Raw genomic sequence first — 16,190 nt, 5'->3', positions numbered from 1 at the left:
GGTAGGCGCGCCCGGTTACGGGGACACACCGTCCGCCCGTGCTCGTGCACGCGAGGGTGGCGTGGTTAGGGTGATCCATGGCCAAGTTCCTGGACATCCATCCCGTCGACCCGCAACCACGCCTGGTGGAACAGGTCGTGGCCGCGCTGCGCGAAGGCGGGCTGATCGCCTATCCGACCGACTCCCGCTACGCGCTCGGGGCCCAGGTGGGCAACCCCACGGCGCGGCAGCGGATCATCGACATCCGACACCTCGACGACCGGCACCACTTCACCCTGGTCTGCCGGGACTTCGCCCAGCTCGGCCAGTACGTCCAGCTGGACAACGCGGTCTTCCGCGCCGTCAAGTCGGCCACCCCCGGCCCCTACACCTTCATCCTGCCGGCCACCCCCGAGGTGCCCAAGAAGCTGTTGCACCCGAAGAAGAAGACGGTCGGCGTGCGGATCCCCGAGCACCGGATCACCCAGGCGATCCTGGCCGAGCTGGGTGAGCCGATCCTGTCGAGCACCCTGTTGCTGCCCGACCACGACGAGCCGCTGGAGCAGGGGTGGGACGTCAAGGAGGCGCTGGACCACCAGGTCGATATCGTGATCGACGGTGACGTCAGCGGCAGCGAGCCGACCACCGTCATCGACTTCTCCGACGGGACGCCCCAGGTGACCCGCGAGGGCGCCGGGGACACCAGCATCTTCGTCTGAGGAGGTGCGGCCCCGGAGGAGGCGGCCACCATGATGTTCTCCAACGTCGACCTCGACCGGATCGTCGCCGGCGAGGTCGACGTCGTCTTCCGCACCTGGAAGCGGCCGATGCACCGGGCCGGCGGACGGCAACGCACGTCGCGGGGCGTGATCGCGTTCACCTCCGTGGAGCCGGTCGAGCTCGAGGACATCACGGACGAGGACGCACGCCGGGCCCGGAGCGACCGGGCGACGCTCGTGGGCTTCCTCACCCGCAAGGAGGGCACGGCATACCGGGTCGGGGTGCGCCCGGCCGGGCCCGACGAACGGGTGACGCTGCGGGAGCAGGCCGACCTGTCCGCCGAGCAGCTGGCAGCGCTCGCGGCCACCCTCGCGGGCATCGACTCCCGCAGCCAGAAGGGGCCCTGGACCCGCCGCTATCTCGAGCTGATCGAGGCCCGGCCCGCGGAGCTGGCCGAGACCATCGGCGCCTCCATCGGCGTCGAGCGGCGCCCGTTCAAGGCCAACGTGCGCCGGCTCAAAGAGCTGGGGCTGACCGAGAGCCTGCCGACCGGCTACCGGCTCTCCCCGCGCGGCCAGACCGTCCTCCGGCACCTCAGGGCAGGCGACGCAGCAGGGTGAGCACCTCGAGGTGCTCGGTCTGCGGGAACATGTCGAACACCCGCGCCCGGACCGGGACGAAGCCCGGCATCGCCGCGATGTCCCTGGCCAGCGAGGCGACGTTGCAGCTGGAGTAGAGCACGTGCCCGGCGCCCGAGGCCTCGATCCGTCGGGCCAGGTCCGGGCCGATGCCCCGCCGGGGTGGGTTGACCACGACCATCTCCGGCCCGTCCCCGTGGGCTAGGGACCCGGTGGCGTCGGCGGCCCGGAAGCGCACCGCCAGACCCAGCGCCGACGCCGTCGCCCGGGCGCTGTCGACCGCGTCGGCGGAGGACTCGATCCCCAGGACCTCGCGTGCCGTGCCGTCCGGCCGGAGCGCGGCGTGCAGGGCGAAGCCGCCGACGCCGCAGTACAGGTCCCACAGGGAGGCGGGGTCCACCTCGTCCACCCAGCTGCGCGCCTGCCGGTAGAGCCCGGCAGCGACGGCCGTATTGGTCTGGAAGAAGCTGCGGGGCCGCAGCCGCAACGGCACGCCGTTGACCCGCATGGTGAGCTCCTGGTCCCCGGTGAGGACGATCTCCTCAGGCCCCTCGAGGACGGCGGCGTGGGCCGGCTGGATGTTCACCGAGACCACCCGCGCGCCCGGGTACGTCGCCACCAGGTCGGGCAGCTGCCGCCGGATCCGCCCCACCTGCCCGTGCGAGCGCAGCACGAACCGCAGCATCAGCTCGCCGTCGGGGGAGTGGGTCACCAGGACGTGCTTGAGCTCCCCGGACCGGGCGGGCACGGCATACGGCACCAGACCGAGGTCACCGACCACGTCGGTGAGCGACCCCACCACCTCGTCCAGCCCGGCCTCGTAGAGTCCGCACCCGCTCAGGTCGACGCCGTGCTGCCGCCCGTCCAGGATCCCCAGCGTCGGCCGTGCGCGGGTCCCACCGGCGACCAGCTTGGCCTTGTTCCGGAAGGCCGCGGGCCGGCTGGCGAACGGCGCCGCCCACTCGACCGGGTGCCCCGCCAGGGCCGCCTCGGCGCGCGCCTGCTTGTCCGCGAGCTGCCGGTCGTAGGGCGTGCCCAAGAGGGTGCAGGACCGGCACCGCCCGGCTGCGTGGTAGGCGCACTGCAGGACGAAGGGCTCGGGCACCCGGCCCAGGGTAGTGCGTAGTCTGTGGCCGTGGCCGAGCACGAGGAGTTCACCCTGCACACCACCCGGGTCGGCGACGACGGACCGCGGGTGGTCTTCCTGCACGGGCTGTTCGGGCAGGGGAAGAACTTCACCACCATCGCCAAGGGGCTGGCACCGGACTTCAGCTCGCTGCTGGTGGACCTGCCCAACCACGGTCGCTCGGGGTGGACCGACCGGATCCGGTATGCCGAGCTGGCCGACATCGTGGCCGCGCACCTGCGCACCGGGTTCGCCGCGCAGGGGCCGATCCACCTGGTCGGCCACTCGATGGGCGGCAAGGTCGCGATGGCGCTCGCGCTGCGCCACCCCGACCTGGTCGACCGCCTGGTCGTCGTCGACATCTCGCCGGTCGACTCGGCCGACATGAGTGAGTTCGAGCACCTGCTCGGGTCCCTGGCGACCCTCGACCTGGCCACGCTCACCAGCCGCGGGGAGGCCGACCGGCAGCTGACCGAGCGCATCCCGAACCGGACCGTGCGCGGCTTCCTGCTGCAGAACCTGCGCTCCGGCGACGACGGCTTCTTCTGGCAGGCCAACCTCGACCTGCTGCTGCGCGAACTCCCGTCCATCGCTGGCTTCATCGACACCGACGTGACGCCGTTCGACCACCCGGTGCTGTGGGTCGCCGGTGCGAGGTCCCCCTACGTCAAACCGGAGTACGGCCCCGCCATGCGGGAGCTGTTCCCGCGGACCCGCCTGCTGACCGTCAAGGACGCCGGCCACTGGGTGCACTCCGAGCAGCCGGCCGCCTTCACCTCGGCGCTCAAGGTGTTCCTCGCCCAGGACGCCGGTGGCTGAGCGGATCACCGCGGAGTGGCGCCGCCCGCTCGTCGCCGTCCTCGCGGCCCTGGCGCTGCTGTGCGCGCTGCTGGTCTGGCGGCCCTGGGACGGGTCGGGTGGGGACGACCGGTCGGGGAGCGGGACGGTCCCGGATGGCCCCCCGGGGGCCGCAGCCCTGCGGGGCGTCGACTGGTCGACGGTCCGGGCGGTTCCCGAGGAAGCGTTCACCCGCACGGGGGACTACGTCCCGGCGACGCCCGAGGCCGCCGACGGTGACCAGCCCGCCTACTACGCCGACGATTGCCACCTGGAGCGTGAGGACACCGGGATCAAGGCTTGCACCTACGGCGACGAGGACGCCACCGTGGAGGTCGCGGTCGTGGGGTCGTCCAAGGCGGGTGTCTGGGTGCCGGTGCTGGACGAGATCGGCCGCCGCGAGGGGTGGCGGGTCTCGGTCTTCACCAAGAGCTCGTGCGCCTACGACCCGCCCGTCGCCACCGACAGCTACCCGGAGTGCGCCACCTACAACACCGCGCTCGAGGAACGGTTGCTCGCCGACCCACCGGACATTGTGGTGACCTCGGGCCAGGACACCGACGCCCGGCAGCTGGAGGCCGCCGCCCTCTCGGCGGCCTGGCTGCGTCTCCTGGAGGCCGGCACCGAGCACGTGGTCGCGGTCTGGGAGGTCCCGACGCCGTCACGTCACGTGGCGGGGTGCCTCGCGGAGCTGCCCCGGCAGGGCTCGGGGGACTACGTCGAGGCGTGCTCCTACGAACACGAGGACGGGCCGGGAGCGGACATCCTGGGGGAGGCCGTCGCGCAGACCGACGGGGCCGAGCTGCTCGATGTCAAGGACTGGGTCTGCCCCGACTCCACGCTCAGCCCGCGGTGCCCACCGGTGATCGGGGCAGTGGTCGTGCTCGGGGACGGCGCCCACCTCACCGACACCTATGCCCGCACGCTGACCGACCCGGTGCACCAGGAGTTGTCCGACCTGGGGATCGCCACCTCGCAGCCGACCGACCCCTGAGCCTGTGATCCTTCGATATACCTGAGAATCACGCTCACCGTGCGGTGACCGCGGGGTCGAGTTCCGGACTCCCGTATGCCGTCTCCGCCGGGCCGACGCGACCGGATACTCCGATTGACCATAAGGTGGGCCGGTGGACACCACCCGCGCCGTCGCACCCGGGCCCAGCCGCACCGAGCGCCTGGACGACCTGCCGTTCACCCGCAAGCACGGGCGGCTGCTCGTCGGCTCGGGCATCGGGTGGGCGTTGGACGCGATGGACGTCGGCCTCATCTCCTTCATCATGGCCGCCCTGGCCCAGCAGTGGTTGCTGACCGACACCGAGCTGTCCTGGCTCGGCTCGATCGGTTTCGTCGGCATGGCCGTCGGCGCCTCGCTAGGTGGGCTCCTGGCCGACCGGATCGGGCGGCGCTCGGTGTTCGCGCTGACCCTGCTCGTCTACGGCCTGGCCACCGGGGCGTCGGCGCTGGTCGGGGGACTGGCGGCGCTGCTCGTGCTGCGCTTCATCGTCGGGCTGGGCCTGGGCGCCGAACTGCCGGTCGCCTCCACCCTGGTCAGCGAGTTCTCCCCGACCCGGATCCGCGGCCGGATGGTCGTCGTCCTGGAGTCCTTCTGGGCGGTCGGCTGGCTGCTCGCCGCGCTGGTGGCCACCTTCATCGTGCCGCTGTCCGACGACGGCTGGCGGTGGGCCTTCGCGCTGGGCATCGTCCCTGCCGTCTACGCACTGGTGATCCGTCGGGGCCTGCCCGAGTCGGTCCGGTTCCTGGAGGCCCGGGGTCGCACCGCCGAGGCCGAGTCCGTCGTGCGGGAGTTCGAGGCCGCGGCCGGCCGGCCACACCCGGAGGCCGCCGCCGGGGGAGGGCAGGCAGATCCGACGCCGGCGACCACCGCCGGGTCCCCGCCCGGTATCGCCAGCCTCTTCGGCCGCGCGCTCCGGCGCCGGACCATCGCGCTGTGGGTGACCTGGTTCGGGGTGAACTTCGCCTACTACGGGGCCTTCATCTGGCTCCCCACCCTGTTGTACGCCCAGGGTTTCTCGCTGGTCCGCTCCTTCGAGTTCACGCTCTACATCACCCTCGCCCAGCTGCCGGGGTACGCCCTGGCCGCGGTCCTGGTCGAGGTGTGGGGCCGGCGGGCGACGCTGGCCACCTTCCTGCTCGGGTCCGCGGTGGCGGCGGTGCTCTTCGGCCGGGCCGACACCGAGACGACCATCCTGATCGCCGGCTGTGCCATGTCGATGGCCAACCTCGGAGCCTGGGGCGCACTGTATGCCGTGACCCCCGAGGTCTACCCGACGCGGGTGCGGGCCACCGGCGCCGGCAGCGCGGCCGCGTTCGGCCGGATCGCCTCGATCCTCGCGCCGCTGTCCGTGCCGCTGATCCGGGACGCCGGCGGCACCCCGCTGGTCTTCGTGGTCTTCGGCGCGGCGTTCCTGATGGCGGCCGGGGCGGCCCTGCTGCTGCCGGACCTGGCGGGCCAGGACCTCGCCGAGGAGTTGCCCCCGGAAGGCGACTGATCGGCATACCGTCGCGTTTGAACCACCCCAAGATGGCGTAACCTCGACGCAGCGCCTTGCGGGGCGTCCGTGGGCCCTGCGCCCGGAGCGACCGAGGAGAGATCATGCCCGAACCCACCCTCACCGAGCTGGCGTCAGCACTGCGGGACCGGCAGCGTCCGCTCAAGGCCGGCTACCGGGAGGACCCGGCCAGCGCCGTGATCCCGGCGACCGCGACCGCCCGGGTCGACCAGACGGGCCTGAGTGCCACCGTGTCCACCTGGGCGGGCGACGTCGTGGCGGGGCTGCACCCCGCGGCCGGGGGCGACGGCACGCAGGCGTGCTCCGCCGACATCCTGATGCAGTCGTTGGTGGCCTGCGCGGGGGTCACCCTGTCCTCCGTGGCGACGGCACTGGGGGTGGAGCTGCGCTCGGCGCAGGTCCGCGCGGACGCCACCTGGGACGCCCGCGGGACGCTCGGGGTGGACCGCGCCGCCCCGGTGGGGCTGACCTCCGTCGACCTGGTCTTCGACCTGGACACCGACGCCGACGAGGACGCGGTGGCACGGCTGCTGGAGCTCACCGAGCGGTTCTGCGTCGTGGCGCGCACCCTCGCGCAGCCGCCGACGGTCACGGTGCGCCGGGCGTAGGACGCTCCTGCGGGCCTCCGGCTACTGCGGGGCTCCCGCGGCGGCGTGCTCCGGGACGCGGGCGTGCTCGAGGTCCGCGAAGATCCGCCGGTTCTGCTCGAAGCTCTCGACCGCGGCCTCGATGACCCGACCCCGCTGGAAGGGCGTCAGGTCGAGCGCGTCCAGCCGGGCGCGGTAGGCATCCTTGTACGGCTTCGGCTTCGGGATCTCCGCGAACCGGTAGAAGTGCAGACCCTCGTCGGGGATGCCGTAGTGCCGCCCGACCATCCGGGCGATGATCTGCCCGCCGGACAGGTCGCCGAGGTAGCGCACGTAGTGGTTGGCCAGCATCATCTCGGGGCTGTGGGCGGTCGTGAACGCCGTGGCGTATGCCGTGGTGGCGGGGCAGATCCGGATCTCACCGGTGGCCAGCCGGACGTCGTAGTCCGGGCCGAAGTGGTGGGCCATGTCCAGCTCCAGGGCCGGCACCCGGTCCAGCTTCCGGTCCGCGACCGCCCCCACCAGCGGGTCGTCCAGGTAGTGCCGGTGCAGGACGTCCTCCATCGCGCGGTAGAAGACGAGTTGCTGGGCCACCAGCGCGGTGAAGGCCGGCGCGCAGGCGCCCCCGGCGATCAGCTGCTCGACGAAGGCCGAGTCCTCGGCACGGGTGTGCGCGGCAGCGGTCTCGGTCTTCAGGGCCTCGGACAGTGGCGTGGGCATCAGGCACCTTCCTGGGGAGCGGCGGCGACGCGCCGGGTGAGCCGACCCTAACCGACCAGGGGTGCGGTGCGCGACAACCCGTTCAGGACCGGGCCGGCCGGGCCCGCACGTGGGCCCGCTCGCCCTGGGCGCCGAACAGGCTGAGGAACTCCACCGGCCGCTCGTCCGACGCCCCGAACCAGTGCGGCACCCGGGTGTCGAACTCGGCCGCCTCACCCGGCTCCAGCACGATGTCGTGCTCGCCGAGGATCACCCGCAGCCGGCCGTTGAGCACGTAGACCCACTCATACCCCTCGTGGGTCTTGGGCTCCGGCGCCCGGCGCTTCCCGGCGGTGCCCGGCACCACGAACTTGTAGGCCTGGATCCCTCCCGGCCTGCGGGTGAGCGGGATCATCGTCATGCCGTGGGCCTGCACCGGTCGCAGGTGGACGCGGGGGTCGCCGGTCGGCGGCGCGTCGACCAGTTCGTCCAGCGACACCCCGTGGGCGCGGGCCAGGGGGAGCAGCAGCTCCAGGGTCGGTCGGCGCGCGCCGGACTCCAGGCGCGAGAGCGTGCTCACCGAGATGCCGGTCGCCCGGGACAGGTCGGCCAGGGTGGTCGTGCGCTCCTGGCGCAACGCCCTCAGCCGGGGGCCGACGCCCGCCAAGGCCAGGTCCAGATCCGTGTCCATCCCCAGAGTTTGCCATACCAGCAACAGGACTTGCGATAACGGTTCTCAAAGGATCATCCTCGACCCATGGACACAACGAACACCGGGAAGACCGGGACAGCAGAGTCGGACGTCATCGTGATCGGCGGGGGAGCGGCCGGGTTGAGCGCGGCCCTCCTGCTCGGCCGGGCACGGCGCTCCGTGCTCCTGATCGACGGCGGCGAGCCCCGCAACGCACCGGCCGAGGGGGTGCACGGCCTCCTGGGGCACGACGGCGTGCCCCCGGGGGAGTTCCTGGCGCGGGGCCGGTCCGAGGTGCAGGAGTACGGGGCAGTGATCGTCCCGGGCAGGGTGACGGCGGTGAGCCGGGAGGGGAACCGGTTCGCGGTGGTCACGGACGACGGGTCGACCCGGCGCAGTCGTCGGGTGGTCGTCGCGACCGGTCTGGTGGACCGGCTGCCCGACCTGCCGGGGGTCCGGGAGCGTTGGGGCCGGGACGTGGTGCACTGCCCGTACTGCCACGGCTGGGAGGTCCGCGACCGCGCCGTCGGCGTCGTGGCGACCGGGCCGATGTCGCTGCACCAGGCCAACCTGTTCCGGCAGTGGACCCCGGACGTGACCGTCTTCAGCCACACCGCGGCTCCGCTGGGCGCGGAGCAGGTCGAGGAACTCACCGCCCGGGGCATCCGGATCGTCGACGGTCCGGTCGTCGGCCTGGAGATCGTGGACGACCGGCTCCAGGGCGTCCGGCTGGCCGACGGCACGGTCGTGGCACAGGAAGCGGTGGCCGTCGCCACCCGGATGGAGGCGCGCGTGGACTTCCTCGAGCCGCTCGGACTCCGGCCGGTGGAGCATCCCTCGGGCATGGGCACCCACCTGCCGGTCGACCCGCAGGGCCAGACCACGGTGGCCGGGGTCTGGGTCGCCGGCAACGCGACGGACCCCTCGGCCCAGGTGATCGACTCGGCAGCCGCCGGGGCCGCGGTCGCGCGGTTCGTCAACGCCGACCTGGTGGGGGAGGAGACGGCCGCAGCGCTGGCCCACCACCGGGAGCACAGCGCTGCGGGCACGGTCCCCGCATGACCTTCGACTCGGCATACTGGGAGGACCGCTACCGGACCCACCCCGGCGCGGGCTGCCACCCACCGAGCCCACACCTGGTCGGGCTCACGGCGGACCTGCCGGCGGGCACCGCCCTGGAGGCCGGCTGTGGCGAGGGCGGCAACGCGGTGTGGCTCGCCCGGCAGGGGTGGCGGGTGACCGCCGTCGACATCGCCCCGTCGGCCCTGGACCGGGGTCGACGGTATGCCGGGGAGCAGGGTCCGACGGTCGCGGACCGCATCCGGTGGGTCGAGTCCGACCTCACGACCTGGCAGCCCCCGGACGACGGCCCGGGGTACGACCTCGTGACCTCGCACTACGTCCACCCCGAGGGACCGTTCGAGGACCTGGCCATCCGTCTCGCCTCGGCCGTCGCACCCGACGGCCTGCTCGTGCTCGTGGGCCACGACACGGCCGACGCGCACTCGGCCCAGCACGCTCCGGGGCACGCCTCGTGGCGGCCGGACGACATCGCCCAGGCGCTGGACGTGGCGGACTGGGAGGTCCTGGAGGCGGGGACCCGGACCCGCACGGCGGGCCACGGACGCCCACTGCACGACGCCGTCCTCTTCGCGAAGCGGGCGGGCGGGCGGTCGCCTCGTGGGTGAGGCCTGACCGGACCTTTGGGTGGCACAGGGACCGGCCGGGCACTGGCCCGGTGCGGGTGCCCCCGGGTGCGTGCAATCCTCGGCAGTCGCAAACCTTCGGGAGGGCGGGGGACAACTACTGGTCGGTTCCCTTGTCCGACAGGGGCCCGCTCCCTAGCGACACAGGCACCCAGACGACCCCTTCCCATGAGGTGATCCGCATGCGAACGTCCCTGTCCAACAGAGGCACCAGGAGAGGGGGCGTGCGCACGGTGGTCTCCGGCCTCGGCGTGGCGGCCCTGCTCACCGGCTCTCTCGCAGCCGCCGAACCCTCGGCCCCGGATGACGTGCCGTTCCCCTCGGCCGTGGAGCCGGAGGAGGACCCCATCCCGGCCGCCGGCCCGCCCGCAGCACCCCAGCCGGACTTGCTTCGGGCTCCGCTCAAGGAGGGTGGCGCCGCCGCCGAGGCGCCCGCCCAGCCCGCGGTCGACGGACCCCGGACCGGCTTCGAGGAGCGTGGCGGGTCCTCCTGGACCACGCTCGAGGAGGAACAGTCGTTCCTCCGTGAGGTCGACGACCTCAGCGACCGGGTCTCGATCAGCCGGGCCGGCACCACCCTGGAAGGTCGCCCGATGGACCTCGTCCAGATCGGTGCCGAGCCGCGGACCAAGGGGGAGGTGGCCGCGGGCAGTTCCGTGCTCTTCGCCTGCACCCAACACGGGAACGAACCCGCCGGACGCGAGTCATGTCTGCAACTGATCCGCGACCTCGCCCTGGACAACAGCCCGGCCACCCGCCGGCTGCTGGACCGCTCCACGATCCTGGTCATCCCGACCGTCAATCCCGACGGGGTCGCCGCCAACACCCGCGGCAACAGCGAGGGCGTCGACATCAACCGGGACCACCTGGCCCTTCAGACCAAGGAAGCGCAGGCGCTCGCCCAGGTGCTGCTGGACTACGACTCTCAGGTGGTCCACGACGCACACGAGTACAGCGGCCGGGCGGACGTCTACGAGCGGGACCTGATCCGGCTCTGGCCCCGGCACCTGAACGTCAACCAGGGGATCCACGACCTCGCGGTCGAGCTCGCCGAGGACTACATCGACCCGACGGTGGAGTACGAGGACTTCACCACCGGCGACTACGGGATCTGGTACGACGCCGGTGGCCGGCAGATCGCCCAGGTCGCCGGCAACGAGGACGAGCGGATCATGCGCAACACGATGGGCCTGAAGCACCGCGTGGGGCAGCTGACCGAGAGCCGGGTCAACGACTTCTCCGGCGAGGAGTCGCAGACGGAGAACAACATCCGCCGCGTGCGGACCCACCTGCTGGCCAATCAGTCCACCCTGGACCTGATGCTGGAGCAGGGGAGCGCCATCAAGGCGGCGACAGCCGACGCCAGAGAGGCCGCCACGGAGGCGGGTGCCAGCGGGGACCAGCCGTACTCCTTCGCCGGGGCCGACAACGCCCTGCCGCCCCGAACGCCGTCGACCTCGCACCACCGTGCGCCTACGACCTGACCCAGGAGCAGTTCGGCCAGGTGCGTCCCACGCTCGACCTGCACGGCGTGGAGACCACGCAGGAGGGTCAGTCGATCCGGGTCTCGATGGCCCAGCCCGCCCAGCCGCTCATCCCGCTGCTGTTGGACGAGCGGGCGAACTTCGCGATCACCGAGGGGACGCCCGTGACATGTGACTGACCCGCCCCGCCGCGCTCGCCGTGGGCGCATGATGGTGTCATGACCACTTCGGGCTCCACCGTGCTCACCACCCTCCTGGGCCTGCGCCAGTCGCGCCGGTTCCTGCCGACACCGGTCGACCACGAGGACCTGGCGCAACTGCTCGAGGTCGCGCGCTGGACCGGCAGCTCGAAGAACTCCCAGCCGTGGCACCTGGTCGTCGTGACCGACCCGGCGACCAACGGGGCGCTCGCCGAGTGCGGGGCTTTCGCGGGATTTCTCGAGGGCGTGACCGCCTCGATCGTGGTGGCCGTGGAGGGGGAGGGACGTGCCGTGGCCTACGACGACGGTCGCCTCCAGGAACGGGTGATGCTCGCGGCCGCCGGCCTCGGGCTCGGCAGCGGCACCGCCTGGTTCAGCGACGGCGAGTCACGGAAGCGGGTCCGCGAGCTGCTCGGCCTCCCGGCGAGGTTCGAGCCATGGTCGGCGATCGGACTCGGCTACACCGACCGTGGGCAGTCCCAGGCGTCACCGCGGCTGTCCGGGCGCAAGCCGCTCGAGGAGATCGCGAGCTGGGGCCGCTACGGGCAAGCAGCGCCCCACCGTCCGTCCCGTAGGCCATGAGCTCCCGGTCAGCACGGTCCCTGGGGGCCCGCCTCCTGCAGACGCGGGCCTTCGCCCGTGCCCCGGTGCCCGCCTTCCGGGTGGGTCTGGGGTTCCTCTTCACCCGGCGCCTGCTCATGCTGGAGCACGTGGGACGGTCGACCGGGGCCGCACGGTATGTCGTGCTGGAGGTCGTCGAGGACTCAGGGACCGGCTCCCTGGTGGTCGCATCGGGCTTCGGCCCCCGGGCGCAGTGGTTCCGCAACCTGGTGGCGCAGCCCCGGTGTCATGTCAGCACCGGCCTCAGACGGCGGGTGCCGGCGCTGGCCACGGTGCTGGATCCGGCGGAAAGCGCCGCGGTCCTGGCGCGGTACCAGGTCGAGCACCCCGCAGCGTGGGAGAAGTTGTCGGCGATCATCACCGAGGCCACCGGCTGCGCCGATCCACAGATCCCGCTGGTGCGACTATCGCTCGAGCGATGAAAGGCCCTCAACGTCCTCGGTCGACCCTGGCCGATCGAAGTCCGCGCCGCGCCCCAGCGCGAAGACTGCCAGGTCGATCGCCGCGGTATTGCCGGCCCCCAGTGAGGGCATGTCGCCGACCTGGCAGGCCAGCAGGCCCCAGCCCATCTCCGCCACGGTCGCCGGGGCCACCCGGGCGGCCTCCTCGATGTGCCGCCACAGAACGGCGACGCGTTGCCCGTCGTGCTCGACCACGTAGTGCCCGAAGCAGTCGTTGAAGGCATCCCAGTTCTCGCCGCACCAGTCCGGGAATCCGAAGGCCGCGTGCAGGCACCGGTGCGCCGCCCCTCGGGAGGTCATGCTTCGGCCGTCGAGCTCCACCCGGAGGTAGTCCCAGCGGTCCAGGTACGCGTCGAGTTCCGGCCAGGCGTCCTCGTGCACATGGGACAGCGGGCCGGACCTCAGGAAGGGGAGTCCACCGCGCACCCACGGTCGGTCAGACATGTCGGTCACCCTATCCGGCGCAGCGGGCATCTGAGTTGCCATATCGGAAAGTCATTTGTGGCGTGGAGGGCATGGACACCACACCGACCGGCAAGGCATCGCGCGATCAGGCGGCCGCGCACCTGGCGTCCCTCGAGCAGGACCGGGGGGCCCTGGAGAAGCGTGCGGCATCCCCGAACTGGCTCTACCCGACCCTCGGCATCGTGCTGGCGCTCTTCGCCATCTCGCCCGTCCTGAACGACGGTGGCAGCGCGAACTTCCTCGTCACCGGCATCGCCGTCCTGGGACTGTTGTGGTTGGCGAACCGCGAGCGGGGGATCCGGTTCACCGGCAGGGGGGTCGCCGGGAATCTCTACCTCGTCGCCATCCTGGTCCTGGTGCTGCTGATGCTCAGCGACTCGTTCGGCATCGCCGCCTCGGCGCACTGGGCCTGGCTGGGCGTGCCGGCGGTCCTCACCTTCGTCGGGGTCACCGTGCTGGGTCGGGCGGCGGACCGCGCCTTCGCCCGGGACGCCGCAGCGGCGTGAATACCACGGACCCCGTCTTCGACGAGGTGATCCACCCCCCGCTGCGACTGCGCCTCTGCGGACTGTTGCGTCGCACCGAGGCGGTGGAGTTCGGGGTGCTGACCGAGACGCTGTCCGTGAGCGCCCCGACCCTGTCAAAACAGGTCAAGGTGCTCGTAGGCGCCGGCTACGTCACCCAGAGCAAGACCGCCTCACCGACCCGCGGCGATTCCCGGAGGATTACCTGGGTGCGCCTGACCCGGGAGGGCCGGGCCGCCTTCGACGGGCACGTCGCAGCACTCCGTCAGATCGCGGACGCCTGAGGCGCCGTGGGGGACCGGCTCACGACGTGACGATCCGGGCGAACTCCGCTGGCTGGTCGCCCGGGGCGACGTAGGAATAGGGCTGGTCGCTCGGGTAGATGGCGCGTTGACCCGCAGTGAGGTCGACGGTCCCGTCGCGGCGCTCGATCCGTACGCGCCCCGCGGTGACCAGGACGATCTCGTGCCACCCGCCCGGGTCGGGCTCCGCGTCATACCGGTCTCCCGGGGCGAGCCGCCAGACCCAGAGCTGGGCCTCCGTGGAGGCGGGCGCCGAGCCCAGCAGGGTCGCCGAACTGTCCGCGGACTGACCGCGCCACAGGATCTCGTCGATCTCCGTCTGCGGGGTGGACGGCGCCTTGACCAGGTCGGTGAAGTTGGTCCCGAGGGCGTCGGCAACGTGGTCCAGGCTGGCCAGACCGATGTTCGCCTCGCCGGCTTCCAACGCGATCACGGTCCGGCGACTGATGCCGGCCCGCTCCGCCAGGGCGAGCTGACTGAGCCCGGACTCCTGACGCAGTCGACGCACGTTGCTCGCGAGGTGACCGAGGACGGGGGAGGGCTGACTTGACATGTGCATCATTCTGCACCCTAGAGTGTGCAGAATGTTGCACAATCGGTTTGTGGGGCGTCCCCAGACCCCGAGCCGTCAGGAGATGGCGCTCGTGGGGATCACCGCCATCTGGGGCTCGACCTTCGTCGTCGTGCACCTAGCGGTGCAGCACAGCGGCCCATGGTTCTTCGTCGGCATCCGCTTCCTCGCGGCGGGGCTCATCGCGGCGGCGATCTTCCACCGGTCGCTGCGGCGTATCAGCGCGCGTGACCTGGTCGCGGGGGTATCGATCGGGGTGTGCCTGTTCTCCGGTTACGGGTTGCAGACCTTCGGACTCCAGACGATCACCGCCAGCACGTCGGCCTTCATCACGGCGCTGTACGTCCCGCTCGTTCCGCTCCTGCAGTGGGCGGCGTTCCGCAAGCCTCCGGGGCGGATGGCACTACTCGGCGTGACGCTCGCCTTCGTCGGACTGGTCCTGCTCGCCGGCCCCGAAGCCCTGCGCATCGGGTTCGGGCCGGGGGAGACCGCCACCTTGATCGGCGCGGTGGCGATGGCTGCCGAGATCGTCCTGATCGGGGTCTTTGCCGGTCGCGTGAGCCTCGGCAACGTCACGATCATTCAGCTCCTGACCGCCGGCGCCCTCGGTCTGATGACATTTCCACTGGCGGGGGAGTCGGTCCCCGCGTTCTCCTGGGGCTGGCTCGCACCAGCGCTCGGCATGGCGGCGGCGAGCTGCCTGATCCAGCTCACGATGAACTGGGCACAACGATCGGTCTCACCGACCAGGGCCACCATCATCTACGCGGGCGAACCCGTGTGGGGCGGCATCTTCGGCTGGTTCTACGGAGACCGGCTCGGCGTCATCGCCGTCGTGGGCGCTGCCTGCATCGTCGCGAGCAATATCCTGAGCGAACTCAAACCCGGACGTCGCGCGAGGGAGGTCGACTCAAAACGCGGGCCGACCGAGCACCCGGATCTTGAGGAACACGCGAGTGGGGTCAGAGGAGCGGACGCCGGCATGGTCGAGACGGTCTGATCCAACCGTATTTGACATAATGTGCATTATCGGCGAACCACCCATGACCACATCTCGACGGCCGCGACGCCCCCGACCGGGCCCGTTGGTGCCTTTCGTGACGTTCTGACAGGTGAGCGCTGACATGGGCGGAAGTCAGCTGGCAACCAGGGCTGCGCGCACGGCCTCGGGCATCGAGGTCGCGGGACGGCCCAGCAGGCGGGCGAGGTCGCCGGTGTCCGTGTGCAGCGCGCCGTCCCGGATGCCACGGTCCGTGTCAGCCAGCACCGTGGCGAACGACTCGGGCAGACCGGCCCCGACGAGCGCCTGCTGGAACTCCTCGCCCGGCAGGTCGCGGTAGGTCACGGCCGTACCGCTGGCCACGCTCACGGCCTCAGCGAGCTCAGCCAGGGTGAACGCGTCGTCCATGCCCAGCTCGTAGACCTTGCCGGTGTGCGACTCGTCCAGGAGGACGGTCGCCGCGGCTTCGGCCAGGTCGGCCCGGGTGGCGGCACTGATACGGCCCTCTCCGGCGCTGCCCAGGACGGCCCCGTTCGCGACGTAGTTCCCGATCTGGTCGGTGTAGTTCTCGAGGTACCAGCCGTTGCGCAGGACGGTGTGGGCCAGCCCGGAGCCGGCAAGCGCCTGCTCCGTGGCCACGTGCTCGGCCGCCAGCTGGAGGCCTGCCTCCCGGGCGTTGACCAGACTGGTGTAGACGATCCGGCCGGCACCGACCGCGACCGCGGCGTCGATGACGTTCTGGTGCTGCTGCACCCGCTGGCCGACCTCGCTGCCGGAGACCAAGAGCACCGTGCCCGCCCCCTCGAGGGCGGTGCGCAGGGCCTCGGGGTCGTCATAGCTCGCGGCCCGCACCTGCACGCCGCGCTCGGCGAGGTCGCTGATCTTGTCGACCGAACGGCCGACCGCAACGACGTCCGCAGCAGCCACACCGCGGGCCAGGAGCGTCTCGATGACGTGGCGGCCAAAGGGGCCGGTGGCTCCGGTGACGACGTAGTTCATGGTGGGGTCCTCTCAGGTTGGTGGGATGGGTGCGCCGCGAGGGCTCACT

21 protein-coding genes are annotated in these 16,190 nt (G+C 71.9%); 15 read left to right on the top strand and 6 right to left on the bottom strand.

Annotation, left to right across the window (positions count from 1 at the left end; genetic code table 11):
• Positions 1-77 precede the first annotated feature (77 nt).
• Both FB467_RS11880 and FB467_RS11875 read left to right on the top strand, forming a co-directional pair.
• Entirely contained in the window at positions 78-698 is a 621-nt protein-coding gene (locus FB467_RS11880; RefSeq protein ID WP_141785287.1) for an L-threonylcarbamoyladenylate synthase, read from the top strand.
• A 30-nt stretch (positions 699-728) separates the two neighbouring features.
• Positions 729-1,319, top strand: a complete 591-nt coding sequence (locus FB467_RS11875; RefSeq protein WP_141785286.1) for a hypothetical protein — start codon at positions 729-731, stop codon at positions 1,317-1,319.
• Here FB467_RS11875 and FB467_RS11870 read toward each other — a convergent pair.
• On the bottom strand, positions 1,294-2,442 hold the full coding sequence (locus tag FB467_RS11870; protein WP_342354713.1) for a methyltransferase domain-containing protein: 1,149 nt from the start codon (positions 2,440-2,442) through the stop codon (positions 1,294-1,296). The genes FB467_RS11875 and FB467_RS11870 overlap by 26 nt on opposite strands.
• A 30-nt stretch (positions 2,443-2,472) precedes the next feature.
• Between FB467_RS11870 and FB467_RS11865 the strand changes: the two genes are divergently transcribed.
• The 4 genes from FB467_RS11865 (at position 2,473) to FB467_RS11850 (ending at position 6,439) form a co-directional block, all read left to right on the top strand.
• On the top strand, positions 2,473-3,282 hold the full coding sequence (locus FB467_RS11865; RefSeq protein WP_141785285.1) for an alpha/beta fold hydrolase: 810 nt from the start codon (positions 2,473-2,475) through the stop codon (positions 3,280-3,282).
• Positions 3,275-4,294, top strand: coding sequence for an SGNH hydrolase domain-containing protein (locus FB467_RS11860; protein ID WP_141785284.1), 1,020 nt, complete (start codon positions 3,275-3,277; stop codon positions 4,292-4,294). Before FB467_RS11865 ends, FB467_RS11860 begins: the two co-directional genes overlap by 8 nt.
• A gap of 133 nt (positions 4,295-4,427) precedes the next feature.
• Positions 4,428-5,810 (top strand): MFS transporter, encoded by a 1,383-nt coding sequence (locus FB467_RS11855; RefSeq protein ID WP_211350596.1) that lies wholly within the window; start codon positions 4,428-4,430, stop codon positions 5,808-5,810.
• Between the two features lie 104 nt (positions 5,811-5,914).
• Positions 5,915-6,439 (top strand): OsmC family protein, encoded by a 525-nt coding sequence (locus FB467_RS11850; RefSeq protein WP_141785283.1) that lies wholly within the window; start codon positions 5,915-5,917, stop codon positions 6,437-6,439.
• A 21-nt stretch (positions 6,440-6,460) separates the two neighbouring features.
• Here the strand turns inward: FB467_RS11850 and FB467_RS11845 are convergent, their stop codons facing one another.
• A complete protein-coding gene (locus FB467_RS11845) occupies positions 6,461-7,138 on the bottom strand; it encodes a biliverdin-producing heme oxygenase (RefSeq protein WP_141785282.1) in 678 nt (225 codons plus the stop codon).
• Positions 7,139-7,220: 82 nt separating this feature from the next.
• Positions 7,221-7,808 (bottom strand): helix-turn-helix domain-containing protein, encoded by a 588-nt coding sequence (locus tag FB467_RS11840; RefSeq protein ID WP_141785281.1) that lies wholly within the window; start codon positions 7,806-7,808, stop codon positions 7,221-7,223.
• A gap of 66 nt (positions 7,809-7,874) precedes the next feature.
• Between FB467_RS11840 and FB467_RS11835 the strand changes: the two genes are divergently transcribed.
• The 6 genes from FB467_RS11835 to FB467_RS11815 all read left to right on the top strand — a co-directional run bounded on the left by FB467_RS11835 (position 7,875) and on the right by FB467_RS11815 (position 12,241).
• On the top strand, positions 7,875-8,870 hold the full coding sequence (locus FB467_RS11835; RefSeq protein WP_141785280.1) for an NAD(P)/FAD-dependent oxidoreductase: 996 nt from the start codon (positions 7,875-7,877) through the stop codon (positions 8,868-8,870).
• Positions 8,867-9,496, top strand: coding sequence for a class I SAM-dependent methyltransferase (locus FB467_RS11830; RefSeq protein ID WP_141785279.1), 630 nt, complete (start codon positions 8,867-8,869; stop codon positions 9,494-9,496). Before FB467_RS11835 ends, FB467_RS11830 begins: the two co-directional genes overlap by 4 nt.
• 242 nt (positions 9,497-9,738) lie before the next feature.
• Positions 9,739-10,998, top strand: a complete 1,260-nt coding sequence (locus FB467_RS11825; protein ID WP_141785278.1) for a M14 family metallopeptidase — start codon at positions 9,739-9,741, stop codon at positions 10,996-10,998.
• A gap of 20 nt (positions 10,999-11,018) precedes the next feature.
• On the top strand, positions 11,019-11,177 hold the full coding sequence (locus FB467_RS18505; protein ID WP_153390239.1) for a hypothetical protein: 159 nt from the start codon (positions 11,019-11,021) through the stop codon (positions 11,175-11,177).
• A 39-nt stretch (positions 11,178-11,216) separates the two neighbouring features.
• Positions 11,217-11,780, top strand: coding sequence for a nitroreductase family protein (locus FB467_RS11820; protein WP_141785277.1), 564 nt, complete (start codon positions 11,217-11,219; stop codon positions 11,778-11,780).
• Positions 11,777-12,241: a nitroreductase family deazaflavin-dependent oxidoreductase gene (locus tag FB467_RS11815; protein ID WP_141785276.1), complete on the top strand. Its 465-nt coding sequence runs from the start codon at positions 11,777-11,779 to the stop codon at positions 12,239-12,241. The genes FB467_RS11820 and FB467_RS11815 overlap by 4 nt, the downstream gene beginning before the upstream one ends.
• Here the strand turns inward: FB467_RS11815 and FB467_RS11810 are convergent.
• A complete protein-coding gene (locus FB467_RS11810) occupies positions 12,224-12,724 on the bottom strand; it encodes a barstar family protein (protein WP_170230698.1) in 501 nt (166 codons plus the stop codon). The two genes, FB467_RS11815 and FB467_RS11810, sit on opposite strands and share 18 nt — an antisense overlap.
• Before the next feature lie 71 nt (positions 12,725-12,795).
• Here FB467_RS11810 and FB467_RS11805 point away from each other — a divergent pair, with 71 nt between their 5' ends.
• Both FB467_RS11805 and FB467_RS11800 read left to right on the top strand, forming a co-directional pair.
• Positions 12,796-13,251, top strand: coding sequence for a hypothetical protein (locus FB467_RS11805; protein WP_141785274.1), 456 nt, complete (start codon positions 12,796-12,798; stop codon positions 13,249-13,251).
• Positions 13,248-13,553 (top strand): transcriptional regulator, encoded by a 306-nt coding sequence (locus FB467_RS11800; RefSeq protein ID WP_141785273.1) that lies wholly within the window; start codon positions 13,248-13,250, stop codon positions 13,551-13,553. Before FB467_RS11805 ends, FB467_RS11800 begins: the two co-directional genes overlap by 4 nt.
• Before the next feature lie 19 nt (positions 13,554-13,572).
• Here the strand turns inward: FB467_RS11800 and FB467_RS11795 are convergent, their stop codons facing one another.
• Positions 13,573-14,124: a helix-turn-helix domain-containing protein gene (locus tag FB467_RS11795; protein WP_228393249.1), complete on the bottom strand. Its 552-nt coding sequence runs from the start codon at positions 14,122-14,124 to the stop codon at positions 13,573-13,575.
• Positions 14,125-14,155: 31 nt separating this feature from the next.
• Here FB467_RS11795 and FB467_RS11790 point away from each other — a divergent pair, with 31 nt between their 5' ends.
• A complete protein-coding gene (locus FB467_RS11790; protein WP_141785272.1) occupies positions 14,156-15,142 on the top strand; it encodes a DMT family transporter in 987 nt (328 codons plus the stop codon).
• A gap of 135 nt (positions 15,143-15,277) precedes the next feature.
• Here the strand turns inward: FB467_RS11790 and FB467_RS11785 are convergent, their stop codons facing one another.
• A complete protein-coding gene (locus FB467_RS11785) occupies positions 15,278-16,141 on the bottom strand; it encodes an SDR family oxidoreductase (protein ID WP_141785271.1) in 864 nt (287 codons plus the stop codon).
• Between the last annotated feature and the right edge of the window lie 49 nt (positions 16,142-16,190).

Origin of the sequence: Ornithinicoccus hortensis, from assembly GCF_006716185.1 — a bacterium.
Classification (GTDB): domain Bacteria; phylum Actinomycetota; class Actinomycetes; order Actinomycetales; family Dermatophilaceae; genus Ornithinicoccus; species Ornithinicoccus hortensis.
This window is presented reverse-complemented; position numbering and strand designations above follow the sequence as displayed.